Here is a 24,979-nt window from a genome sequence, read left to right as displayed (position 1 = left end):
CCGGTCTCAGGCCGGGAGATGCCCCAACGGCAAAGCACCCGGCGTCTTCACCGTATGAATCGCAAAGTTGCTGCGAATATCGCTCACCCCCGGCAGTTTCAACAGACAGCCGCTGAGAAAGCGGTCATACGCACGCAAATCCGGCACCACCACTTGCAACAGAAAATCCGACTCGCCCGAGACCAGAAACGCTGAAATCACCTCCGGCAGCGCCGTCACCGCGGTGTAAAACGCCTCGGCCTGTGCATCGTTGTGGCGCTCGACCTTGACCCCGACAAACACCGTCAGCCCCAGCCCGACTTCATCGCGATCGAGATTGGCCTGATAGCCGCGAATCACCCCAGCCTCTTCCAGCATCCGCACCCGGCGCAGGCACGGCGAGGCCGATAGGCCGATTTCATCCGCCAGCTCGACATTGCTCAGGCGTCCATTGCGTTGCAGGGCCGCGAGAATCTTGCGATCAAAGGCGTCGAGTTTCATGTTTGGCAGATCCCGATAGTCGTGCAATGGAAAACCAGCAGATTATGCCAATCAACAAGGTTTTTGAAGCTGACTACGCAAGCACCTGCCCCGCCCTTCGGCCCTAGACTTGGCGCACCGAATCGACAACGAAAGGGCGGCAACATGGCGAATCTCTGGCTGTTTTTCCTGGCATTGGCCGTGGTCTATCTGCTGCCCGGCCCGGACATGATCCTGCTTTTGCAAACCGGTGCCCGCCAGGGTCGCAGCGCGGCGCTGGCCACGGCCATCGGTCTGGGCGTTGCCCGCGGTTGTCACGTGGCCTTGGCGGCGTTGGGGCTGGCGGCGCTGTTCAAAGCCGCGCCGTGGACATTCGAGGCGGTGCGACTGGCGGGGGCGGCGTATCTGTTGTGGATCGGCATTCAATGCCTGCGCAGCAGCCTGCTGCCGAACCTGAGTGCTGACGAAGTTATTAGCTCCCAAGGCCAATGGCGCGAAGCGATCCGTCGTGGCCTGCTGACCAATCTGCTCAATCCCAAGGCGTTGCTGTTCTGCTCGGTGCTGCTGCCGCAATTCATCGTCAATGACGGCGCACCGGTACTGAGCCAGTTCGCCGTGCTCGGCATGCTGCTGGTCGGCGTCGGCCTGCTCTTCGACAGCGCCTACGCCCTCACCGGCGCCGCGCTGGGTCGTTGGCTGCAACACAGTCCAACGGCCCAACGCGTACAACAATGGCTGTTCGGCAGCCTGCTGATCGGTTTCGCCGTGCGCCTGACCTTCGTCCAGCAGGCTTAGCCTTTGCGGGTCTTGCGCTGGCGTCGGCTGATCAAGAGCAAGGCAGCGGCCGCGACCAGCACAACGGCACCGATCTGCACCGGCCACTTGTACGGCCGCAGCGACGAGCGCACAGCATCGGTGACCTGGGTGACGTAACGCTTGTCGGCGTTTTCGAAATCCGGGTACGGGCACTGATTGCCGAAGTCCACCGCCCACGGTACGAACGGCCCCTCCTTGATGTAACGCTGATACAGCGCACTCTGATCTTCCAGGCTGCTGTTCCAGCCAGCAGCGTTGCACAGCACAGCGGCAAACGCCTGACTGGTGTGCGGCAGGTTGTCAGCGGCACGTCCGGCCAGCTCAGTGGCGACGAAACGGTAGTGATAGCGCTGATCCGGTTTCGCTTCGCTGGCGGCCTGACGCTGCACTTCGGCTTCGCTCACCAGCGGGCCGACTTTCAGCTCCGTGCTTTCCAGACTGTAGTTGCCACCGAACGTGGCGTAGTCCGGCGCCATCTCGTAACCGAGAATGTCCATGCCCCACTCGCGAGCTGTCCACGCGGCGTTGTACAGCGCACTCGCACGTTTGCTCGGCCACCACGCAGCATCGGCCTTGAGCCGTTGTTCGCCGTAGAGTCGGGCTTTGTTTTGCAGGTCGGGATTATCGAAATACGCCACCGCTTCGGCGTAATGCCCTTCGCGCAGCAAGCGCCGACCGAGCAGATTGCGCAGGCTGGCGGCAACCGGCAGCGGCACGTAGTTGTCGCGCTCCTGCTGGGTCAACGCCGGCGGCGCCGGGACGTTGTCATCGACGTACTTTTGCAGTTCTTCGAGCGTCAGCACGCGCTCGGCCACGCTCGCGGCATCGAACCAATAGACACTGTTGCTGCGATACAACTGCACGAACGCTTGCAGATACTCGCCGCGCTGCAAGGCAAGAATCGCACTTTCGCCCTCGACCCGGCACTTCGGCTGAACGGCTTCATACGCCCAGTCCGGTGTGCGCCGGTAACCCCAGTCTTCGCTCTGCGGGAAGGCCTGCGCGGCTTTCGAATAGGCGGCGGCCGCGGCATTTTTATCGCCGTCACGCACCGCCAGTTTCGCCCGTAGCCACCATGCCAGTCCGCCGTCACCGGCGTTTCCAAGGAAAGCTTTGGCGCTGGCGTAATCACCTTGTTGATAACTCATCGCCGCCAGACGATCAGCATTGTCGAGGCTGCCACGGGTGCTGTTTTGCAGCAGCTTGACCAGTTTTTTCTCGTTCGGCGGCTCATCGCCAAACGCCCAGCCCTGGCGGCTGACCAGCGATGCCGTGACCAGTTGCTGCACGGCTTTGTGCTGCAGCAACTCGGCCAGTTCGGCCGCGGGCAACTCCGCCAGTTCATTCATCAATTGCTTGAGCGAGGTGTAACCCACGGCCGAGCCGTGCAGGTTCTGTGCTTCGTACAATTCGATGGCGCCGCTCCAGTCGCCAGCCGTGCGCAACACCCGCGCCTCTTCACCGAGGCTGGCAACACCCAACTCCAGCGGATCGCTGAAACCGTCGATGCTCAGTTGCCGGGCCTGGCGGAACGCGTCACGCGATCGCTCCAGCGCCTCGACCGCATCCCCACCTTCGCTGCTCATCGCGAACCAGGTACGCCCCATCGAATACGCCGCCCACGTGCTGCGCAACGGACGCTGATCTGCCGGCAGGGCCAGCAGCTTGTTGAAATACCCGACGGCAAGTTGATGATCACCTGTGGCAAATGCCACTGCACCTGCCACGTAGAAACGGATTTCCGTCGGCAGACTGGCGCCCTGCGCCTCGACCTGATGGGCATCGGTCAGACCGCGCAGTTGTTTGACCAACGCTTGCTGCTCGGCGCTCAGTCCGGCCTGTTCAGCCTTTTCCCGAGCCTCGGCCGCCGCGTTTTCTTCACCGTACATATCGTTGGGATTGTGCGTCGCCGCAGTGACGTTTTTCAGCCCGGCGATGGTTTTGCCGAGGCGGCTGAGTTCGAAGTTGAAGTTGCCCTCAGGCAGATCCGCGAGGGTCTGCCCGCGATTGTCGAGCAGGCGCATGGGGAAATCCGGCCCGCAGGCGAACGCCGAACCCAGCGGCAGGCAGAGGCTCAGGCAGAGCAGATGGCGGGGCCAGTTACGGGTCAACATGCGAACCTCCTTGATCAATATTTGCGCAACGCGCCCAACCGATGGCGCGTTGTCCGCCCGCCGGCAATCGGCCGTCGCGCAGGCGGGTGAAGGTAAGCAGATCCGGGCTTTGTTGCAACGAGTAACCGGCGAGCGCATCGGCGCCTTCACAGCTTTGCGCCTTCAGCGTGATCCGCGCGGGCCAGGCACTGTCGAGATTGCCGGGGTTGTCGAGTCTGATGTCGTAGAGACCGTCGTGTTCGCTCAACGTCACGCCGAGCTGACTGGCGAGTTGCTCACCACGGGCGACTGCGCGCAGGGTGGTCAGACTCCAGGCGCGGCGGTCATTGGCCAGCGGCAGGCGAAACCAGATCAGACCGGCCAAATGCGCGGGCGGGTCTGCGCGCAATGCCTGACCGAGTTGGCTCAATTGCAGCGGATCGGCGAGCAGTTCCTGGCGCTCGCCACCGCGCTCAAGTTGCACCTCGCTTTCCACCACCGGCGCCCCGCCGTCATCCGGCAACAGCGCGACGCCGTAAGCCGGCAGCGCGAGATAAAAAGGTTTATCGGTGATTCGCGCCCAGGCCTTGGCCCACTTCGACGCCTGATCGGAATCGAAGAGCCCTCGACGCGGGTCACTGACGGCGTGGACTTGCAGCACGCTGCTGTCGACGGTTTGCAGGAGTACGGGCAATTGCGAACTATCGAGCCAGGCTGGCAGCGCGGTGATGCTTAGCGGGATGTCCGTCGGCAATGCCACGCGCAGATGTTTGAGGAATTCAGCGTAGGCCGGCAAGCGCGCGTTACCGGCGTCGTGATCAATCTCGACGCCGCTCAGCGTCAGACCTTGCGCCTGCCAATCGGCGAGCACCTGCAGAATCTGCGCGGTGACCTGCTCCTGATCCAGCGACTTGAGCTGGCCGTCGAGACGAATCACGGCTATCAATGGACGGCCATCGGCTTTCAATAATTGCGCATCGATCCGCGCGCGGCTCCAACCGGCATTTGGAAAGGCTTGCAGTGCGAGGACGCGTAGCGTTGAGAAATCCTGGCGACTGTCACGCAGCGCCGCCTCGTGGGCCGGCGTCCATTGACGTTGCCAGATGTAGAGTTGTTGGTCGAGGGGTGGCGCGTCTTGCTGCTTGCAACCCACAAGCAAGATGCCCAAGAACAGACCCACAATAAGTCGCATACCTTCCAACCCCCTGACACCACAAGGCTGCAAGGGTACACAAAACCCTGTGGGAGCGTGCCTGCTCGCGATGGCATTTGTCATTCAACCACGATGGCGACTGACACGGCCTCTTCGCGAGCAGGCTCGCTCCCACAGGGGAAAGGTTCAGGGTTTGCGGGCGATGATCACCTGGCTCTTCGCAACCACCGCATCGAGCGCCTGTTTGATCTGCGCGCCACGCGGCGAGTCCAGCACCGCTTGCCAGGTGTCGGCCCAGTGATTGAGCAGCGGATGATCCGGGTTGTTGAAATCGACCTTGGCTTCCCAGAACAGCAGCATCCACATCGACCAGTAAAAACCGTACTGACTGTGGCTGATTATCTCCAGCCCGGCCTCGCTGACCAGCGCCTTGAACTGCTCTTCGCTGATGATGCGAATGTGATTGGGCTTCTGGAAATACTCGGCCGCGGCGATATCTTTCTGCAAGTCTTCGGAGCTTGGGTGCGGCACGCTCAGCAAGTACAAGGCACCCGGTTTGCCGACACGCACCAGTTCGGCGAGGAACTGCGCCGGATCATCGACATGCTCGATGACTTCGGTGGAGACCACGCGCGTTGCGGTGCCGTCGGCGATCGGCAACGGATTGCAATCGGTGACGTGGCATTCGATGTCCCGTGCCGGCGTATCGCTCAGGCGCTGACGAGTCGCTTCGACCTTGGCGCCGTCGATGTCGGCGATGATGATCTTCGCCCCGCGCATGCCGCAAAAATGCACGTTGCCGCCATCACCGCAGCCAACATCAAGCAGGGTGTCATCGGCAGACACCACAAAGCCTTTGAACAGCTCGTTGGTTTCCTGGTTGAACCAGCCGCTGAGCTTGGCATCGTACAGGCCGAGCATGTACGGATCGACCTTGCTGGCGACCGGTTCCACTGCCTGCGTGGGCGCCGGTGCTGGCGTCGCCGCCGTGAGTTTCTTCAGTAGGCTCAGCATGAGGTGGCTCCAGAGGACGGGACGGTGGATCGGGGCGCACCGAGGCGTCGCACGAGCGCGGCACCACGGTTGCGCATGGGCATTTCGACCAAGCGGTAATTGAGTTCGCTGAGCAACACGATCAGGCCGAAAGCGATCAGCAGCGTCAGCACCGGGTGGCCGGCAGGGCTGGAGAGACCGGCGCTCTGCAAGCGAAAGATCAGCTCACGCACCAATTGATAAGCGGGTATGTGAATCAGGTAGATGCCGTAGGACCGGCTGCCGACCCACCCCAGCAGCCGCTGCATCGCGCCAGCGGGCATCAGGTAATTGCGGTCATAGGATGCGATCCACACCAGTACTGCGCTCAGTACGGCGATTGAACCGATGCGGTACCAGGCGAACGTGAAGCGATCGGTGGCCAGGAAACTCAACAGTGCGCCGAGCAGAATCAATGCCGACATCCCGACCCATGGCCGATCGAGAAAATTCGGCCGCCAACGCTGATAACTCGGCTGCGCACTCCACATCGCCAGCAATACACCGAGGGCCAGCGCATCAGTCCGCACCACCATCAGCAACGGCGTGCGCAGGGTGAAAATCTGCACGGCGACCAGCGCCAGCAATGCCCACACCAGATGTTTGCGACAGAGCAGAATCAGCAGCGGGAACAGCAGATAGAACTGCTCCTCCAGTGCCAGGCTCCAGTAGACGAAACTGCTGCCGTACTCGTACCGGAAGAAGCTGTCGGCAAAACGCAAGTTGGCGTACTGCAACACCCCCGCCAGCGTCGCTTGCAGGTTGGCGGACAACGTACCGAACGCCCCCGAACGATTGAGAAACACGCACGCCAGCAACATCAGCGCCAGCCATAGCCAGGCCGACGGCAATAACCGGAAAACCCGGCGCAGCCAGAAATTGCGTGTCTGCTGCCAGTATTCCTGGCGGGTTGTACAGCCTTGCAGCGCCGGGATCAGGCTTCGGGCAATGACAAACCCGGAGATGGCGAAAAACAGATCGACCCCCCACCACGGCTGCGCCCAGGCATGGATCTTTTCCAGCGACGGCACGACATCGGTGAACAGGCTCCCCTGCAGGTGATGGAACAGCACGCCCAATACGGCAACTGCGCGCAGCACTTCAATGTCCATGATCCGTTTGCCGCTCATGGTGCCTCCCCCACAACCGGCTTGCGGGCGATGATCACCTGGCTCTTGGGCATGAAGCGGTCAAGCGTCTGCTTGATCGCCAGTCCGCCCGGTTGAGCGAGCAGGTCTTGCCAGGTCTTGGCCCAGCCCTCCATCAATGGCATGAAGGGCTCCTGAATCCGGTCACGCACCGCACCGCCCGGGTCACGCCCGGCAGCCCGTTCGCCGGCCCAGAAAAAGATCATGCCCATCACCCAGAAGAATCCGCTGGCCTGACGATGTTCGATCACCAGACCGGCCTCTTCTACCAGCGCAGCGAAACGCTCCGGGGTGAAAATCTGCACATGGTTGGGCGACTGATAGTAACTGTCCGGGGCAATGCCTTTTTGCAGGTGTTCGCCCACCGGTGCCGGCACGCTGAACAGATATTGCGCACCCGGGCGCCCCATCCGCACCAGTTCGGCCATGAACGGTTGGGGCTGGTCAATGTGCTCCAGCACCTCCATGCACACCACTTTACTGGCGCAGCCGTCAGCCAGTGGCAGCGGCAGACTATTGCTGACCAGCCCCAGACTGGCTTTGCCGCTTTGCGCTTCGACCTGCCGTGCGAGCTCGCGCACCTTGGCGTGTTCGCTGTCGGTAAAAATCACCGAAGCGCCCTGACGCACGGCAAACAGGGTCGCCACGCCTTCGCCGCAACCGACATCCAGCAACGTATCGTCGGCGCTGATCGCAAAGCCCTTGAGCAACTCGCCGCTGTCATTCAAGAACCAACCGTCAAGCACGGCGTCATGTAAACCGACGTCGCGAGGCGACACCTTGGCCGACGGTGCCGACAGCGGTTGCGCGGCACGCGTCGGACGCCATCGCGCGAGCAGACGCCGGATCATGCGAGCGTGACTTGCGCAGGCAACGATCCGCGGGCTTGCAGTGGCTGCACAAAAAAATCGCGCAATCTCTGCTCGGTACTGGCCTGACTACAGAATCGCTGCAGACTGCGAATCGCCTCGGCGGACATCGCGGCGTAACGCGGCTCATCGGTTTTTGCCACGTCATAGCTGGCGCGATACGCCAGACACAGCGAATCCCAATCGGTGATGTAACGCATCGTGCGATAGGCCGCACGCGGGTCATGAGGCCAGGCGGTGAGCTCTTCGGTGAAGTCGACGATAAATGCATTATCGCTGCTCACATAATCGGCCATCGCGGTGTTCAACGGCGCAATCGCCGGTTTGCCGCAAGACATGAACTCCATCAACGGCAGGCACTGTCCTTCACCGTAAGAACTATTGACCACGTAACTGGTGGCCTGCACCAGGGCTTCGTAATCGGCATCCGCCAGATAACCATGGATCAGCACGATCCGACACTGATACGACTGGTTCTTGTACAAGTGATGCAGCATGTCGCTCAGCGCATCGGCGATGTCATGGTGGGTCAGCTTGAGCACCAGGGTCACGTCGCTGATGTCGCGAAACGTGGTGCAGAACGCGCTGACCATATCCTGCCAATTCTTGCGGCCGTCGTATGGGTTGAACACCGAGGTGTAGACCACGCCTTCCAGCTGCAATTGGCAATCCTCTGGCGGTCCTGCAAAGGACATCGGCGTTCCTTCGCGCAATCGCGGTGGGCCATACGGCCGCAAGTCCGTGCGACGACTGTCGATCAGCAATCCGCGCAGGTTCAACGTCACAAGGTCAACCACCGGACGCTTGGTCAATTGCTCACCGCGAGCGGCAAAGCGATCCCACACCGGAGCCGGGATCGCGCAGATCGGATAGTCCGCCCCCATCACGTCGCGCACCGCGTTCACCGTGAACGTTGAATGCGTAATCGCCCGGCCACACGCCTGCAGCACCACACGCCAATCGTGGCGGGATTCGCCCTGCCAGCTTTCAGTCGGAATGGTGCTGAATTCCCAAGCGAACACCGGGATGGTCGGGCATGCGTAATGAATGGGCGTGCGATGCGGCGGCGAGAATGACAGAAAGACGCAGTCCTCGCCCCGGCTCAAGCAATCGAAATACAAACGATCCACCAGCTCGTCAGGGTTACTGACTTCAATCACCTGACCGATTCGTTCGAGAACGGGGCGAAACTCCTTGAGCACGAAGTAGTAGCTGTACTCCGGCCGGCCGAGGTTCTGCTGGATATTGCTCTTGTTGGTTTCCGAATGAATGATGATCAGCATGAGGCTGCTCCGGTCTCGACCGCCACCGAAGTCATTTCGCTATTGGCCCTCAGACCGAAAAACGCCTCCGCACGCTGCTGCACAGGCGTAAAACCGCAGTATTCACGCATCCGCTCAGCAGCGGCAGCGGCCATCGCCAGGTAAGCCTGTGGATGGTTTTTGGCCATGGCGTAGCTGTCCTCGTAGGCGGTTTTCAACGATCCCCAGTCGGGACGATGGCGCAGCGTGCGATAGAGGATGCGCACGTCCTCCGGCCAGATGGTCGGCTCGCGGCTGGACTTGACGATGAAAGCGACGCGTTCGTCGATGTAATCGCCCATCGCGGTGTGGTTCGGCGCAATCACCGGGCGGGCACACGACATGAACTCCATCAACGGCAGGCACAACCCTTCGCAGCGCGACGCATTGACGTAGAAACTTGCAGCGCCATACAGCCGGGCGAATTCCTCTTCTTCCAGATAGCCATGCATGACCACCACGCGACAGGCGAATGGCGAAAGCTGCGAGAGCAACGTAATGAGATGAACGTAATAGCTCGACAGATCGTTTTGGGTGATTTTCAGCACCAGCGTCGCGTCGTCGACATCCCGCATGGCCCAGCAGAAGGCAGTGATCAGGTGATGCCAGTTCTTGCGCCCGTCCTCGGGGTTGAACACGCTGACGTATACCACGCCGCTGACGTCGATCTGTACGTGCTGAGTGGTATCGGGGAGCAAGGCTTGTGGGTGTTCAGCCGACGGTATGGACTCGGCAACGGGGTCAGGCAACTCGGGGCCCTTCTCGCGGCCCGAGCCCGGCAGCAAATCACTGACGGCTTCGCGATACCACTGCAACAGGTTGTGCTTGAGCAGAAACAGCGGTCGATGCTCGGAGGCTGTCGCGACGGCTCTGTAGCCCTCGACCAAGTAATGCTTGGTGATGAAAGCGCGCCGTCGCAGGGTCAGTGCCGGAAAAGGTTCCGCAATCGGCTCCGGCACGGGCTCGATCACTTGCAGTGTTTGCAGTTGCTGCTCGCTGAGTATCGGTGCGATCAAGCCATCGGCCGACAGTCCCAGCGCATGGCTGTCGATGATGCAGCCCTTGATCTGCAACGTGGTGCCCGGGTTTACCGGGACACTCGGACAGTCTCGCCGCACCTGTGCGAAGCGTTCCCACAGCGGCGTGGGCAATACCAGCACGGGGAAATCTTCACCCAGACTGCGACGGATGGCCTGCGCGGTATGGGTGGACAACGTAATCACCCGGCCATGGCGGGCCAGTGTCTGGCGCCAGTCCTGGCGCACATCGTCGTCAGCGTATTCGCTGGGGATCGAGTCATATTCCCAGGCAATCACGCACACCATCGGGCACTGCAAGCCGATCGGGGTTTTATGCGGCGGAGCAAACGAAAGGAACAGGCATTCCTGACCGGCCTGGCGCAATTGCAGATACAGCGGATCAACGTCGTCAGTCGACGCGACCACATGCACGCGGCCAAGGCTTTCCAGCACTGGGCGATAAGCCTTGAGCACGAAGTAGTAGCTGTATTCGGGACGCCCGAGACTTCGGCTGATGGAGCGGTCGTTGACGTCCGAGTAAAGAATGAAATTCATGGCATCCCACGATGAAGCAGCCGTCCCGGCAACCTCATGCTATGACGACCCGGCGTTGGATCGAGCCGCAATAACGCAGCTAGTCCATCATCTTCAGGTACGTCTTCGTTCTTGTTTTAGTGGTCAGTTTCACCCTGCTTGCGCCATGCCCACGGCGGACCTGGGGGAATGGCGACGAGGGCCATTCTAAACACATCCATCAAGGATCCGGGAACCGCCCGACGAGAATAAATCGGACTACGCTGACGAGAACTGACCGGTCACGGTTTGGCCTGTTGAAATTGCTGCGCAATTGGCACAGATTGGTAACAAACAACTACAACAACTGACTTCGCCCGTCTTTCACCCGGTTTTTCCTTCGGTCTGACAGACCTCTCCTTAAAGCCTGTGAGAAAGTGGCGCAAGTTCAAGACCAAGGGGTCGCTGTTTGAAAAAGCGTCTGTTCGTCACGGGCCTCACTGGCTTCGTGGGACAACATCTTCAGTCGCGTCTGGCATTGCCTGATTCGTCGTGGGAGCTGCTGCCTGCCGCCTCGCCCTACGACCTCACGAAGGCTGACAGCCTCAATGATCTTTGGCCGCAGATGCCCGATGCGGTGATTCATCTGGCCGGGCAGACCTTCGTCCCGGAAGCCTTCCGTGATCCGGCGCGCACCCTCGACATCAATCTTTTCGGCACTCTCAATCTGCTGCAGGCGCTCAAGGCGCGTGGCTTTGCCGGCACCTTCCTTTACGTCAGCTCCGGCGATGTCTACGGTCAAGTCAGCGAAAGCGATCTGCCGATCAGCGAGCAACAGTCGCCCTGCCCGCGCAATCCTTACGCGGTGAGCAAACTCTCGGCCGAATTTCTCAGCCTGCAATGGGGCCTGAGTGAAGGCTGGCCGGTGTTGGTGGCGCGTCCGTTCAACCACATTGGCAGCGGGCAGAAAGACAGCTTTGTCATCGCCAGTGCCGCCCGCCAGATAAGTCGCATCAAACAGGGCCGTCAAGCGCCGCAACTGGAAGTTGGCGACATCGATGTGACGCGAGATTTCCTTGATGTCGGCGATGTGATTTCGGCCTATTTCGCGTTGCTCGAAAAAGGCACACCCGGGCAGGTCTACAACATCTGCTCGGGCCGCGAGCAAAGCATCCGCAGCCTGATCGAGCAGCTCGGCGATCTGGCCGAAGTGGAGATGCAACTGGTTCAAGACCCTGCGCGCATGCGGCGCGCCGATCAGCGTCGCGTTTGTGGCAGCCACAACAGGCTGACCCAGACCACAGGATGGACGCCTGAAATCACCACACAACAATCCCTGCGGGCGATCCTGTCCGACTGGGAGACGCGAGTACGACAAGAATGACAAAAAGTGCACTGATCACAGGGATCACCGGCCAGGACGGCGCGTATCTGGCCAAGCTGTTGCTCGACAAGGGCTACAAGGTTCACGGCCTCGTCGCACGGCGCAGCAGCGATTCGCGCTGGCGCCTGCGCGAGATGGGCGTCGAAGCCGACATCGTCTATCTGGACGGTGACATGGCCGATGCCTGCTCGGTACAGCGTGCAGTCATCAAGTCGGCGCCGGACGAGGTCTATAACCTCGCCGCGCAAAGCTTCGTCGCCGCCTCGTGGGATCAACCGGTGACCACTGGCATCGTCGATGGCCTGGGCGTTACTCACTTGCTCGAAGCGATCCGTCAGTTCAGTCCGCACACACGCTTTTATCAGGCCTCGACCAGCGAAATGTTCGGCCTGATCCAGGCAGAGCAGCAGGATGAAAACACGCCGTTCTACCCGCGCAGCCCTTACGGCGTGGCCAAACTCTACGGTCACTGGATCACCGTCAACTACCGCGAAAGCTTCAACCTGCACGCCAGCAGCGGCATACTCTTCAACCATGAATCACCGCTGCGCGGCATCGAATTCGTGACGCGCAAGGTTACCGATGCCGCCGCACGCATCAAGCAAGGCAAACAGCAGGAGCTGGCCTTGGGCAACATCGATGCGAAACGCGATTGGGGTTTTGCCGGTGACTACGTCGAAGCCATGTGGCTGATGCTGCAGCAGGACAAGCCTGACGATTTTGTCGTCGCCACCGGCGTCACCACCACCGTGCGGGAAATGTGCCGCATCGCCTTCGATCACGTCGGCCTCAACTACCGTGACTACGTGAAAATCGACCCGGCATTCTTCCGCCCGGCCGAAGTCGAAGTGCTGCTCGGCAATCCGGCCAAGGCTCAGCGCGTGCTGGGCTGGAAGCCGAAAACCGACCTGGATACCTTGATCCGCATGATGATGGATGCGGACATGAAACGCGTCGCCAAGGAGTAGGCCATGCTGATCCCCGTGATTCTGTCCGGCGGTGCCGGCACCCGTTTGTGGCCGGTGTCCCGCGAGGGCCATCCCAAGCCGTTCATGACCCTGCCCGACGGCCAGTCGCTGCTGGGCAAGACCTACCAGCGTGCGGCGGCGTTGCTCGATGGCTGGGGCGACATTGTCACGGTGACCAACCGCGAGTACTACTTCCAGAGCAAGGATCACTATTGCGCCGCCCACGTGTCGCGCCATCGCGGGCACTTCCTGCTGGAGCCGACCGGGCGTAACACGGCGCCGGCCATCGCGGCGGCGGCGTTGTCGCTGCAAGCACTGCATGGTGATGACGCGATCATGGTGGTGATGCCCGCTGACCATTTGATCGTCAATCAGGACGCGCTGAAAACCGCGGTCGAGCACGCCGTCAATCTGGCCAAAGACGGTTATCTGGTGACCTTCGGCGTGATCCCGACGGCGCCGGAAACCGGCTTCGGCTACATCGAGACCGGCGCCCCGCTGGACGCCAAAGGCGCGGCGAAAGTGCAGCGCTTCGTCGAGAAACCCGACCTGCAAACCGCCACGCATTATCTGGAAAGCGGCAACTTCCTGTGGAACTCAGGCATGTTCTGTTTCACCACCGCAAGTGTGCTGGCCGAGTTGCAACTGCATGCGCCGCAGTTGCTCGAGCAGACTCGCGCCTGCATGGCGGCAAGCGCCCCGCTGGAAACTGTCGGCTGCCTGCAACAGGAACTGTCACCGACGCTGTTCGCCGAGATCACCGACATCTCCATCGACTACGCGTTGATGGAGCGCTCGGAAAAAGTCGTCGTGGTACCCGCCGGTTTCGACTGGAGCGATATCGGTTCCTGGGGCGCCGTCGCGGCCCTGGTACCGGCCGATGCCGATAACAATCGTGCCAGCGGAGAAGCGATTTTCATCGACAGCCACAATAACTTCGTTCAAAGCGAAGGTCGGCTGGTAGCTGCCGTCGGCGTCGACAACCTGATCGTCATCGACACCGCCGACGCCGTACTGGTCGCCCACGCTGATCGTGCGCAGGACGTGCGACGGGTGGCCAAGCAGCTCAAGGACAAATCCCACGAAGCCTACCGCCTGCACCGTACGGTGAGTCGGCCATGGGGCACCTACACCGTGCTTGAGGAAGGCCCGCGCTTCAAGATCAAGCGCATTGTGGTCAAACCCGGCGCCAAGCTCTCTCTGCAAATGCACCATCACCGCAACGAACACTGGGTGGTGGTCGAAGGCATGGCCAAGGTCACCAACAACGGTACCGGCACCCATCTGGTGGCGAAAAACGAATCGACGTTCATCGCTGCCGGTCACCGCCATCGCCTGGAAAACCCCGGGGTGATCGATCTGGTGATCATCGAAGTACAAAGCGGCGAATACCTGGGAGAGGACGACATCGTTCGCTTCGAAGACCAATACGGCAGGACGGTTTGAATGCTGCTTTCCCTGTACCGCTCAATGCGCAGTTATCGCGGATTCATCCTCGGTAGCGTCAAGCGGGAGTTTCAATCACGTTATCGCAACTCGTTGTTCGGCGCGCTGTGGACGGTACTCAACCCGTTGTCGATGATCGTTGTGTACACGGTGATCTTTTCCCAGATCATGCGCGCCCGTCTGCCGGGCGTGGACGATGGCCTGGCCTACAGCGTCTATCTCTGCGCCGGCTTGCTGACGTGGGGTCTGTTCGCGGAAATCACCACGCGCAGCCAGAGCATGTTTCTGGAAAACGCCAATCTGCTAAAGAAAATCAGCTTCCCGCGCATGTGCCTGCCGGTGATTACCCTGCTCAACGCCGGTATCAATTTTGCGATCATTCTCGGGCTGTTCTTCGGCTTTCTGCTGATCAGCGGCCGCCTGCCCGGCATGGCCCTGCTGGCGCTGATACCGCTGTTGATCGTGCAAGTGATCTTCGCCGCGGGCCTGGGGATGCTGCTCGGCATTCTCAATGTGTTCTTTCGCGATGTCGGGCAGATGTTCGGCATCTGCCTGCAGTTCTGGTTCTGGCTGACCCCGATCGTTTACCCGCTGTCGATCCTGCCGTCAGGCATCCAGCACATCATCAGTCTGAACCCGATGACGGCGCTGATGACCAGCTACCAGAACGTGTTCCTCTACAACCAATGGCCGCAGTGGTCGTCACTGACACCGCTGCTGCTCATCGGTGTGCTGCTCTGCACCATGGCGCTGCGTCTGTTCCGTCAGCGTGTCGGTGAAATGGTGGATGAACTCTGATGGGACACATACGCGTCACTGGCCTGGCCAAAGCCTATAAACAGTACCCGAATCGCTGGAGTCGCCTGCTGGAATGGCTGGTGCCGTTCTCGCCGAACCGCCACCACCTGCACTGGGTCTTGCAAGATGTCGATTTCGAGATCAGCCCCGGTGAAGCGGTTGGCATCGTCGGCGTCAACGGCGCGGGCAAAAGCACCCTGCTGAAGATGATCACCGGCACCACCCAACCGACCTGTGGACAGATCCATCTGCAAGGCCGCGTGGCCGCGTTGCTGGAATTGGGCATGGGTTTTCACCCGGACTTTACCGGTCGGCAGAACGCTGTCATGGCCGGTCAGCTGCTGGGCATGCAGGTCGAAGAGATCGAAGCGTTGATGCCGCAAATCGAAAGTTTTGCCGAAATCGGCGAAGCCATCGATCAACCGGTGCGCACCTATTCCAGCGGCATGCAGATGCGCCTGGCATTCAGCGTCGCGACTGCGCGGCGTCCGGATATCCTGATCGTCGACGAAGCGCTGTCAGTGGGCGATGCGTATTTCCAGCATAAAAGTTTCGAGCGCATCCGCAGCTTCCGCAAAGCCGGCACCACCCTGCTGATCGTGTCCCATGACCGCTCGGCCATTCAATCGATCTGCGACACCGCGATTCTGTTGGAAAACGGCCGGTTGGCCATGCGTGGCAAACCCGAAGAAGTCATGGATTACTACAACGCCATGCTGGCCCAGCGCGAAGGCCAGACCGTGCGCCAGGAGATGCTCGCCAATGGCCAGGTACAGACCATTTCCGGCACCGGTGAAGCCGGGATTCTCAGCGTGCGCCTGCTCGACGCGCAGGGGCGCAGCCTTGAAGTCGCGGAGGTCGGTCAGCCTGTGGTGCTGGAGGTGCAGACCGAAATTCGTGAAGACATCGAGCGGCTGATTCTCGGCTTCATGATCAAGGATCGTCTGGGCCAGGCCATTTATGGCATCAACACCCATCGCCTCGACAAAGCGATTACCGAACTGAGTGCCGGCGAGCGCGTGACCTTTCGTTTCGCTTTCGACATGCGACTGGGCAAGGGTAACTACTCAGTGGCGTTGAGCCTGTCACGTCTGGACTCGCACCTGGATCGCAACTTCGAGTGGCGCGACTACGGTTTGATCTTCCACGTGATCAACAATCGCCAGGAAGACTTTGTCGGCTGCTCATGGCTGCAGGCCCGGACCGAAATCAGCCGCTCCAGTGAAATCCTTGTAGAAGCGTCTGATACGGAGATCTTGCGATGACACGATTGTTGGTGGAGTGCACCTACGTATTCGAACATCCCTCCGCCAACTCGGGCATTCAACGTGTTGTACGCAACGTCATTCAGCAGTTGCCGGCGGCCGATGAAACCGTCGAATGCATCCCGGTGGTGATGATCAATGGCGGTTTGTACGAAGTTAAAAGTCTGGCGCCGCTGAAGTCCACGAAGCTCGACCTGATGGGCCTGCGGGTGAAACTGGAACAGTGGGCCAACGCCTTCTGGCTACGTCACCGCGCCGTGGAACGGCGCTGGCCGTTCAACCGGTCGCATTTCAGCCGCCGGGTGCTATACGTCGGCTGCCGGCTCACGGCATTCGCTTGTTTGAGCTTGCCCATGCGTCTGCTTGAACGAGTCCTCAAGGGCCAACATATTCCCGAGCGCTGCGTACCGCTGGCCCACCGGGCAGGCGATCAATTGGTGCTGCTCGATTCATCCTGGCACGCCAACTTTTTCCCCCTCGCCGAGCAACTCAAGCGTGAGGGTGTGGGCATCATTTCAGTGATTTACGACCTGATCCCCCTGACCCACCCGCAGTTTTGCGATGCCGGGCTGGTCAAAGTGTTCAACGACTGGTTCGATTGGATCGCGCGCACCGCCGACGGTTATGTCGCGATCTCGACCACTATCCGCGATCAGGTGCGCGAGGAAATGCTGAGCCGGATCGGCACGCAACAGGTCGGTCAGCGCTGGTTTGATTATTTCTACCTCGGCTCCGAACTGGATTTGAGTGAGGCCGATGCCAAGGTCGATCGGGGCCTGCTGGACATGTTCCAGACGAATGACCCGGTGTTTCTCATGGTCAGTACCATCGAACCGCGCAAAAACCATGCGTACCTGCTCGAGGCGTTTGAACTCGCTTGGGCAACAGGATCGAAAGCGCGGTTATGCATCGTCGGCAAGATTGGCTGGAAGTGCGATGCACTGATCGAACGAATCCGCCAGCATCCCGAGCTGAACCGGCGTTTGTTCATGTACAACTCGCTCTCGGACAAAAGTCTCGAACACGCCTACTCCCACGCCACGGCGCTGGTGTTTCCGTCCCATGTCGAAGGTTTCGGCTTGCCACTGGTGGAAGCCATGCAACGCAAGTTACCGGCAATGGCCAGCGATATTCCGGTGTTCCGCGAGATCGGCGGCGACTACATGGCGTATTTCGATCTGGCGAATCCACAGAGTCTGAGCGATCTGGTGACCGGCATGGATCGTACCGGCGAGTTTCCGGCAGCGCTGGGCCTCGAACAATGGCGCTGGCTGAGCTGGCGCGAAGCGAGCGCGCAATTGGTCGAGCGTATTGAGCGCAACTTGCATGCATCGTTGCCTGCCCCTGAGAGCCAGCATGCGCATTGCTCTTAACGCGCGCATTCTCCAGGCACCGCGTACCGGCATCGGCCATTACGTTGCCGAACTGGTCAACGCCTTGCGCAGCGAGCCGGAGATTGACGTGACGTTGTTCCATGGCTGGGGCTGGAGCTCGGCACTGCCGGAAGCGGCCATGCCCGGTTACTCGCGTCTGACACCGCTGCTGCGGCAGATTCCCGGGGCCTATCAGGCGCGTCGCTGGCTGGAGCAGAAACGCTTCGATCAGGGCCGCGCGCAAGGCATCGACCTCTATCACGAACCGAGCCTGTGGCCGCTGGCCTTCGACGGCCCGACCGTGATCACCCTGCACGACCTGACCCACCTGCATTTCCCTGAGACTCAGCCACCGGCACGGCTCAAGGAAATCGAGCGTCGATTGGCTGTCGGGGTGCAACAGGCGCAGGTGATTCTCACCGACTCGCAAGCGATTGCCGATGAAGCTCAAGCGTATTTCGGCCTGCCTGCCGAGCGTTTTGTGGTGGCCCCCCTGGGCGTCGCCGCGCGCTTTCATCCGCGCGAGGCGAGCGCCATTGACGCGGTGCTCAAGGCGCACGCAGTCGAGGCGCGGGAGTATTTCCTGTGTGTGGGCACGCTGGAGCCACGCAAGAATCTTGGCCTGGCCCTGCGCGCCCATGCCCTCTTGCCGGAAGCGCTGCGTCAGCGCTTTCCGCTGCTGATCGTCGGCATGGCCGGGTGGGAGCGCGAGCAGTTCAGCGAACCACTGCGTCAGGCGCTGGCCAGCGGGCATGTGTGCCTGCTCGGCTATCTGCCCGACGAACAAGTGGCGCAGCTTTTGGCCGGCGCCCGGGCGCTGATTTTTCCATCGCTGTATGAAGGTTTTGGTCTGCCGGTACTGGAAGCCATGGCCAGCGGCACTCCGGTGCTGCTCACGCGCTCTTCGGCGATGCCGGAAGTCGCCGGTGCAGCGGGCAACTATATTGAAGCTGACGATGCAGAAGGCCTGCGTGATGCGCTGAGCCGACTGATCGACGATCAAGCGCATTGGCAGGCATGCCAAGAAGCCGGGTTGCAGCAGTCACGGCTTTTTTCCTGGGAGCGTTGTGCACAGGCCACCGCCAGTGCCTACCGCCAGGCCATGGGAGGTTGAATGCGAGTTCTTCATTTTTTCAAGACGTACCTGCCTGACTCGGTCGGCGGCATTGAGCAAGTGATCTTCCAACTGTGCGAAAGCGGCGCCCAGCACGGCATCGACGGCCAGGTGCTGACGCTCAGCGCGGATCCGACGCCGGCCGTGGTGAAATTGGGTCAGCACGAAGTGCACCGGGCCAAACTCGACATCCAGTTCGCCTCCACCGGGTTTTCCTGGAGCGTGTTCAAACAGTTTCGCGAGATGGCGGCCGAAGCCGACGTGGTCAACTATCACTTCCCGTGGCCATTCATGGACCTGGTGCATTTCGCCAGCGCCAGGAACAAACCCACTGTGGTGACTTACCACTCGGACATTATTCGCCAGAAGCACCTGCTCAAACTCTACCGGCCACTGATGAACCGCTTCCTCGCCAGTGCCGACCGCATCGTTGCCGCTTCGCCAAACTACCTGCACACCAGCGATGTGCTGCAGCAGTTTCGGGACAAGACCCGAGTGATTCCCTACGGTTTGAACAAGGCCGGTTATCCACAGCCCGATCCCGAACGAATGAATCGCTGGCGCCAGCAGGTTGGGGATAAGTTTTTTCTGTTTGTCGGCGTGATGCGTTACTACAAAGGCCTGCACATTTTGCTGGAGGCCCTGAAAGATGTGGATTATCCCGTGGTCATTGTCGGCGCCGGGCCGCTGGAACTGGAGCTGCACGCTCAGGCGCAGGCGTTGGGCCTGCGCAACATTCATTTCCTCGGGCGCCTGGGTGACGAGGACAAGGTCGCGCTGCTGCAACTGAGCTACGCCATCGTCTTCCCTTCGCACCTGCGCTCGGAAGCGTTCGGCATTTCTTTGCTGGAAGGCGCGATGTACGGCAAGCCGATGATTTCCAGCGAGATTGGCACTGGCACCAGCTACATCAATATCCACAACGAAACCGGGCTGGTGGTGCCCCCCAGTAATCCACTGGCATTTCGCGAGGCGATGCGCACCCTGTGGGAGGATCCGGAGCGGGCAGCTGCGATGGGCGTAAAAGCTGAAGCACGTTATCGGCAGTTGTTCACAGCCGACGACATGGGCCGCAAGTGGACAGAGCTGTATCAGGAATTGCTGGAAGAGAAATCGCTGTCCTACGCCTGAACCCTGTTTTGGAACACATACCAAGTGTGGGAGCGAGCCTGCTCGCGAATGCGGTCTGTCAGCAACAATGATGTTGACTGAGCCGACGCATTCGCGAGCAAGCTCGCCCCCACAGGGTATTTGTGGTGGGTTCGCAATTACAGATCCAGCACTAAAGGCTGCGTGCTTTCTGCCGGAACGGCACAGCAAATCAGCACATGCCCCGCTTCCGGAATATCCGCCGGCACCTTTGGATAATTCACTGCACCGCTGACCAGCCGGGTCTTGCACGTACCGCACGAGCCACCGCGGCAACTGAACTCGGGGCGCAATCCGCGACTTTCCGCCAGCTCCAGCAAACTGCCGCCATCGGGTTGCCAGCGTGCTTCCTTGGCCGAGCGCTCGAACACCACTGGCACCGAAGTGGTTGCCGCAGGCGGTTGCTCGATCACGATCGCGTCCGGATCGGCCTGACGTTTCAGGGTCGACGGGCCAAAGGTTTCCGCATGAATCTGCGCATCGCGCACATCCAGTTCGCGCAAAGTGTCGTAAAGCCCTTGGGTAAAACCACCGGGGCCGCAGAGCACAAAGTCGAGCTGATCAAAATCCTCGGCATCCAGCAGGTTCCTCAGCACCGCGCCGTCGATCCGCCCGCGCACATCGAAATCCTCGCCCTCTCGCACATCCGCTTCCGGCTGGCTGAGCAGACGCAGGACTCGCACAGAGTCGCCCGCCGCTTCGAGCAGACGATCCAGCTCCTTGCGAAACGGTTGATCCGCCAGACTGCGCGAACTCTGCAACAACAATGTCGGACGAATTCCCCGCGTCCGCAGGCCTTGGTAGACCACCTCGCGCAGCATCGACAGCAACGGCGTGATGCCCACACCGGCAGCCAGCAGCACCAATGGTCGCTGTTCCAGCGGCGCCACGGTGAAATGCCCTTGCGGTGCCCGCGCTTCAAGTACGTCGCCAACGCGAATTTGCTCATGCAGATGCGATGAAATCAGGCCTTCGCGTTTGACGCTAATGCGGTAGAAACCATCCGACGGCGCACTCGAAAGGCTGTAAGTACGAATATGCACCTCGCCATCAATCGTGAAACGCAGCGGCAAATGCTGACCCGCGAGAAACACCGGCAAACCAGCGCCATCGGTTGGCTCCAGATAGATTGAACGGATGCTGCGGCTTTCCGCCTCAATCTTCGCCACGCGCAACGGCCGCCATTGATTGCCCAGCGCCTGCGCCTGCAAACGCGCATCGGCTTCGGCCCAGTTACCGGTCAAAAGACTGGTCGGCGACATACCGTCGAAGCGCCAGCGCAATGCCAGGGCTGCCGGACGCCGCACCAGTTTTTCCACTTCAAACGTCCACAGCCGTTCCGCACCTTGAAAGGCCTCGATCTGCGGATCATCGAGAAGAATCTCGGTGCGCCCGCTGAGTTGCAGCAGATCGCCTGTGGAAAAGTCGATGAACAGCAAGCCAGCCTTGGGATTGAGCAACAGATTGCCCAAGGTGTTGAAATGCAGATTGCCGGCGAAATCGGGGATGGTCAGACGATTGCCTTCCACCCGCACGAAACCAGCCTGGCCGCCACGGTGAGAAACATCCACCGCACGCTGGTCCTCGACATCGACATAACTGGCGACGAAGAACGTGTCGGCGCCATTGATCAGCGCGATGGCCGCGTCATCGAGGCCATTCAGATGCTGAGCTGGACGAGTATTCGGATCCGTCAGCGGCACACGTTGAAACTGGCGCAACTGAATGTACTGCGGGCAATTGCCGAATGCCTGATCCACGTTCACGTCAAAACCATCAGCGCTCAGATTACCGACATGGCCGTTGAGGCGATTGCGCCGGCGGGTGTGCAATTCGATACCGAGCAAACCGATCGGTTCGCCGTTACGCAGTTGCGCCGGGTCATCGGCAGCAACCTGGCTGGCGAAATGCAGATGCTCGGGATCCGGCGAATGGGCAAACCCCGGCGCGCCTTCGAGCACACTGGCCCACGGCCGCCCTTGCGCATCGACTGCGCCGTATAGCATGAAGGGCAGTTGCTGATAGAACTCGCGGTGCTGATCCGGCATCCAGGTGCGAATCACCTTACGCCCGAAGGCTTCCATGCGTTCGGCAACCCCGACCTTCGCTTGCAACTGTTGCTCGCCAGCGTGCCACGGTGAACGTTCCATCATGACCTCTCCCCTGCACCCTCGGCACAGTGTGGATTGCGAAAATCAGGCAGTGGTTTGCAAACCGGCAACCGTGCGCGGCATGCCGACAAAACCAGGCAGGGCCTCAACCCGGGCCAGCCAGATGCGGACATTGCCGTAGTCGTCCAGCGACACGTTGCCTTCCGGTGCGTGGGCGATGTAACTGTAGGCAGAAACGTCGGCAATGGTCGGTTCGTCGCCGGCCAGGTACGCGGTTTTGCCCAACTCGATGTCCATCACCTTGAGCAGGTTGTGCGCCCGGGTAATCGCTTCTTCTGCATTCAGCTGGGCACCAAACACCGTGACCAATCGCGCAGCGGCGGGGCCGAAAGCAATCGGTCCGGCGGCAGCCGACAACCAGCGCTGCACACGTGCCGCACCGGCCGGATCAGTTGGCAACCAACGACCGTGGCCGTATTTCTGCGCCAGATAAACCAGAATGGCGTTGGAGTCGGCCAGCACCACGCCGTCGTCGTCGATGGCCGGCACTTGGCCGAAACTATTGATAGCAAGGTACGCCGGCTGCTTGTGCTCACCTTTGGCCAGATCGACGAAGATCAGCTCGGTCGGCAGTTGCAGCAGGGACAACATCAGCTCGACACGGTGGGCGTGGCCGGAACGTGGAAAGTTGTAGAGTTTGATCGCTTGCATGGTCGACTCCGCTGAACAGGGGCGCCGCTGCGGGGGTGAGAGCGCCGATGGAGGCCATCATCCACTGACCGCGAAAAGAACAGAATCACCAGCAACTGCAATCGATTATTTCAGCTCATGCAATAACGCGGCGTGTTTAAGCGCTGGGTGCTCACGCAAAGCCTTGGCCGTGAAATCGACGAAACTGCGGATTCGCGCTGGCGCCTTGCGCCCACCCTGATACACCACGTGGATCGGCAATGGCGGCAGCTCAAATTCGGCGAGGACGATTTCCAGCTCACCGGTGGCGATTTTGCTGGCGACTTGATAGGACAACACTCGGGTCAAGCCCAGCCCCATACAGGCTGCGGTAATCGCTGCCTGATTGGCGGTCACGATCAGACGCGGCTCAGGACGCACATTGAGCGGCTCGCCATTGTCGAGAAAAGGCCAACTGCGTTGCTGGCCAATCGCTGAGGTCGCCACCACTGGCGCCCCCGCCAACGCGTGGGGATGAGCCGGTCGGCCATACGCGGCAAAGTATTTCGGCGAGCCGCAGATAACCCGACGCACCTCACCCACGCGAATCGCATGCTGACTGCTGTCCGGCAGATCGCCGATGCGCACCGCGACATCGATGCCCTCCTCGACCATGTTGACGATCCGATCGACCAGGACGGCATTGATCGTGACATCCGGATACTGCGCGAGATAACTCGCCATCACCGGCGTCACAAACAAATCACCGAACAACACCGGCGCCGTCACCGTCAGTTGCCCACGCGGCTCGGCATGACTGCCCGCCGCCGAATCTTCGGCCTCCTGCACCTCGGCGAGAATCCTCCGGCAATCTTCAAGATAACGCTGCCCGGCTTCGCTCAAATGCACACTGCGCGTGGTGCGGATCAGCAACTGCGTACCAATTCGCAACTCCAGCGCCGCCACCGCCCGCGTGACGCTCGCCGCAGAGAGACCCAGACGCCGCGCCGCCGCAGAGAAACCTTGCTCTTGGGCGACAGTGGTGAAGATGTGCATTTCCTGGAAGCGGTCCATTCCTTGACTCCTACGTCGCAGCGTTCATCCGCTGGTGCAAATCCGGGAACAACAACTGAGCAAACCAAATCGGTAGACCCGGATAAAGATCACGCGCTTTCGGTGTCGCACTTTCCACCAACCCCAACTGCACCAAACCTTTCAACTGATCCGTGGCTACGCGATCCGACAGTCCGGTGAAAATCTTGAAATCGGCTCGACTCAACGTTCCCTGAGTCAGGAGAACATGCAATGCCCGTGCAGCCTCAGGTTTGATTCCCGCCATGTTTACACGCTCGTGCCACACAAAAATGCTGTGCAATCTTTCGCGCATATTCGATATGTTCAGCGCCCGCTCGGTATAACGCATTTGGTCGAGACAGGTTTCCAACATGAAGCCGACAAACTCGAACAAGCCTGCTTGAGTCAGCTGACCACGACCGTCCAGATCTCCGCGGCGGGGTTTGTCGGCATTGGCTAATCGGGCGTAATAGGTTCCCTGCTGTCGAGCGAGACCGCGAGATAACGACCAGAGAGGTGAGACCAGCCCAAGTTTTTGCAGTTGAAGGTGAGTAAGTAACCTGATGGTTCGCCCGTTGCCATCGATAAATGGATGTACCCAAGCCAGTCTATGGTGATACGCCATCACCGAAAGCAATCGACTCCGCGCATCCGGCAAACGCCCATACACATTCTGCATTCGAGCGAGCATCGGACTCACGGATTGACAGGGTGGTGCAGAATGGTTGCCGACCAGAACTTCTCGTCCCCTCACATCGCGCAATTCGCCGGGTACCAAGTGGCTACCGTCGCTCAACATCAATTGATCTTCGCGGGTTCCGTAGAAGAGTCTTTTGTGCAAACGCGCAACGAAAGCCGGGCTGAAGAGAACTTCCCAAGGAAGGCTCTTATGCATGGACAACGCGCGCTCGAAAGCCTGTTGCGTACCGATGTGCGTCATCGCCAGTTCGGTCAGCTCCTTGCGTTGCCGTTTGGGAGACGTCGGGGCGAGGGTCACCGGCTCGGTGAACTGGCCTTCAATCAAGTTACTGTAAAAGCTGCTGGTAACCCGAAGTAACCCGCCGACCCGCTGCAGCATGGGGGGAGAAACCATCGCACTGAGCTTCCCAGCCTGAAACGGCACCTGCTCAGCCAAATGCAGTATTTCATTCGGAAATACCGGCATAAGCGGCTCAAGCCAATGGGTTCCCAAGACTGTTTCAGCACACATTCAACCTCCTGAATC

Annotated in this window: 21 protein-coding genes; 9 read left to right on the top strand and 12 right to left on the bottom strand. The window is 60.3% G+C overall.

Translation table 11 applies throughout. The annotated features are described in order from the left end of the window. Positions 1-6 precede the first annotated feature (6 nt). Positions 7-480 carry an Lrp/AsnC family transcriptional regulator gene (locus KBP52_RS18665; RefSeq protein WP_095119717.1) on the bottom strand — a complete coding sequence of 158 codons (474 nt, stop codon included), beginning with the start codon at positions 478-480 and terminating at the stop codon, positions 7-9. Between the two features lie 144 nt (positions 481-624). Here KBP52_RS18665 and KBP52_RS18660 point away from each other — a divergent pair, with 144 nt between their 5' ends. After that, positions 625-1,254, top strand: a complete 630-nt coding sequence (locus tag KBP52_RS18660) for a LysE family translocator (protein ID WP_212620729.1) — start codon at positions 625-627, stop codon at positions 1,252-1,254. Here KBP52_RS18660 and KBP52_RS18655 read toward each other — a convergent pair. From KBP52_RS18655 to KBP52_RS18625, 7 genes are all read right to left on the bottom strand, one after another. Beyond that, positions 1,251-3,389: a hypothetical protein gene (locus KBP52_RS18655; RefSeq protein ID WP_212620728.1), complete on the bottom strand. Its 2,139-nt coding sequence runs from the start codon at positions 3,387-3,389 to the stop codon at positions 1,251-1,253. The two genes, KBP52_RS18660 and KBP52_RS18655, sit on opposite strands and share 4 nt — an antisense overlap. Continuing rightward, entirely contained in the window at positions 3,376-4,560 is a 1,185-nt protein-coding gene (locus tag KBP52_RS18650) for a DUF3142 domain-containing protein (protein WP_212620727.1), read from the bottom strand. Before KBP52_RS18650 ends, KBP52_RS18655 begins: the two co-directional genes overlap by 14 nt. Positions 4,561-4,707: 147 nt before the next feature. Continuing rightward, entirely contained in the window at positions 4,708-5,535 is an 828-nt protein-coding gene (locus tag KBP52_RS18645) for a class I SAM-dependent methyltransferase (protein WP_212620726.1), read from the bottom strand. Then, the gene (locus tag KBP52_RS18640) at positions 5,529-6,683 is read right to left on the bottom strand and encodes an acyltransferase (protein WP_212620725.1); all 1,155 of its coding nucleotides are present in this window, start codon (positions 6,681-6,683) and stop codon (positions 5,529-5,531) included. Before KBP52_RS18640 ends, KBP52_RS18645 begins: the two co-directional genes overlap by 7 nt. Next, positions 6,680-7,552, bottom strand: a complete 873-nt coding sequence (locus tag KBP52_RS18635; protein WP_212620724.1) for a class I SAM-dependent methyltransferase — start codon at positions 7,550-7,552, stop codon at positions 6,680-6,682. Before KBP52_RS18635 ends, KBP52_RS18640 begins: the two co-directional genes overlap by 4 nt. Further along, a complete protein-coding gene (locus KBP52_RS18630; protein ID WP_212620723.1) occupies positions 7,549-8,853 on the bottom strand; it encodes a glycosyltransferase in 1,305 nt (434 codons plus the stop codon). The genes KBP52_RS18635 and KBP52_RS18630 overlap by 4 nt, the downstream gene beginning before the upstream one ends. Next, on the bottom strand, positions 8,847-10,445 hold the full coding sequence (locus tag KBP52_RS18625) for a glycosyltransferase (protein ID WP_137218465.1): 1,599 nt from the start codon (positions 10,443-10,445) through the stop codon (positions 8,847-8,849). The genes KBP52_RS18630 and KBP52_RS18625 overlap by 7 nt, the downstream gene beginning before the upstream one ends. A gap of 427 nt (positions 10,446-10,872) precedes the next feature. Between KBP52_RS18625 and KBP52_RS18620 the strand changes: the two genes are divergently transcribed. Genes KBP52_RS18620 through KBP52_RS18585 form a run of 8 tightly spaced genes read left to right on the top strand, consistent with a single transcriptional unit; the run spans position 10,873 to position 19,882 of the window. Further along, on the top strand, positions 10,873-11,787 hold the full coding sequence (locus KBP52_RS18620) for a GDP-mannose 4,6-dehydratase (RefSeq protein ID WP_212620722.1): 915 nt from the start codon (positions 10,873-10,875) through the stop codon (positions 11,785-11,787). Continuing rightward, positions 11,784-12,755 (top strand): GDP-mannose 4,6-dehydratase, encoded by a 972-nt coding sequence (gene gmd / locus KBP52_RS18615; protein ID WP_011336673.1) that lies wholly within the window; start codon positions 11,784-11,786, stop codon positions 12,753-12,755. Before KBP52_RS18620 ends, gmd begins: the two co-directional genes overlap by 4 nt. A 3-nt stretch (positions 12,756-12,758) precedes the next feature. Continuing rightward, entirely contained in the window at positions 12,759-14,201 is a 1,443-nt protein-coding gene (locus tag KBP52_RS18610) for a mannose-1-phosphate guanylyltransferase/mannose-6-phosphate isomerase (protein ID WP_212620721.1), read from the top strand. Next, the gene (locus tag KBP52_RS18605; RefSeq protein WP_212620720.1) at positions 14,202-14,999 is read left to right on the top strand and encodes an ABC transporter permease; all 798 of its coding nucleotides are present in this window, start codon (positions 14,202-14,204) and stop codon (positions 14,997-14,999) included. Then, positions 14,999-16,264: an ABC transporter ATP-binding protein gene (locus tag KBP52_RS18600; protein ID WP_212620719.1), complete on the top strand. Its 1,266-nt coding sequence runs from the start codon at positions 14,999-15,001 to the stop codon at positions 16,262-16,264. Before KBP52_RS18605 ends, KBP52_RS18600 begins: the two co-directional genes overlap by 1 nt. Next, positions 16,261-17,637, top strand: a complete 1,377-nt coding sequence (locus KBP52_RS18595; protein ID WP_212620718.1) for a glycosyltransferase family 1 protein — start codon at positions 16,261-16,263, stop codon at positions 17,635-17,637. The genes KBP52_RS18600 and KBP52_RS18595 overlap by 4 nt, the downstream gene beginning before the upstream one ends. Continuing rightward, complete coding sequence (locus tag KBP52_RS18590) at positions 17,621-18,751, top strand: glycosyltransferase family 1 protein (protein WP_212620717.1); 1,131 nt, start codon at positions 17,621-17,623, stop codon at positions 18,749-18,751. Before KBP52_RS18595 ends, KBP52_RS18590 begins: the two co-directional genes overlap by 17 nt. Beyond that, positions 18,752-19,882 (top strand): glycosyltransferase family 4 protein, encoded by a 1,131-nt coding sequence (locus tag KBP52_RS18585; protein ID WP_212620716.1) that lies wholly within the window; start codon positions 18,752-18,754, stop codon positions 19,880-19,882. 137 nt (positions 19,883-20,019) lie between these two features. On the opposite strand, the gene KBP52_RS18580 is transcribed toward KBP52_RS18585, so the two are convergent. From KBP52_RS18580 to KBP52_RS18565, 4 genes are all read right to left on the bottom strand, one after another. Next, positions 20,020-22,050 carry a pyridoxamine 5'-phosphate oxidase family protein gene (locus tag KBP52_RS18580; protein ID WP_212623145.1) on the bottom strand — a complete coding sequence of 677 codons (2,031 nt, stop codon included), beginning with the start codon at positions 22,048-22,050 and terminating at the stop codon, positions 20,020-20,022. A 45-nt stretch (positions 22,051-22,095) separates the two neighbouring features. Then, positions 22,096-22,722 (bottom strand): glutathione S-transferase, encoded by a 627-nt coding sequence (locus KBP52_RS18575; RefSeq protein ID WP_212620715.1) that lies wholly within the window; start codon positions 22,720-22,722, stop codon positions 22,096-22,098. Between the two features lie 105 nt (positions 22,723-22,827). Next, on the bottom strand, positions 22,828-23,754 hold the full coding sequence (locus tag KBP52_RS18570; RefSeq protein WP_212620714.1) for a LysR family transcriptional regulator: 927 nt from the start codon (positions 23,752-23,754) through the stop codon (positions 22,828-22,830). Between the two features lie 10 nt (positions 23,755-23,764). Further along, a complete protein-coding gene (locus tag KBP52_RS18565; protein WP_249122195.1) occupies positions 23,765-24,964 on the bottom strand; it encodes a Fic family protein in 1,200 nt (399 codons plus the stop codon). Positions 24,965-24,979 lie beyond the last annotated feature (15 nt).

Source organism: Pseudomonas sp. SCA2728.1_7 (assembly GCF_018138145.1).
GTDB classification, from domain to species: Bacteria; Pseudomonadota; Gammaproteobacteria; order Pseudomonadales; family Pseudomonadaceae; genus Aquipseudomonas; species Aquipseudomonas koreensis_A.
This window is presented reverse-complemented; position numbering and strand designations above follow the sequence as displayed.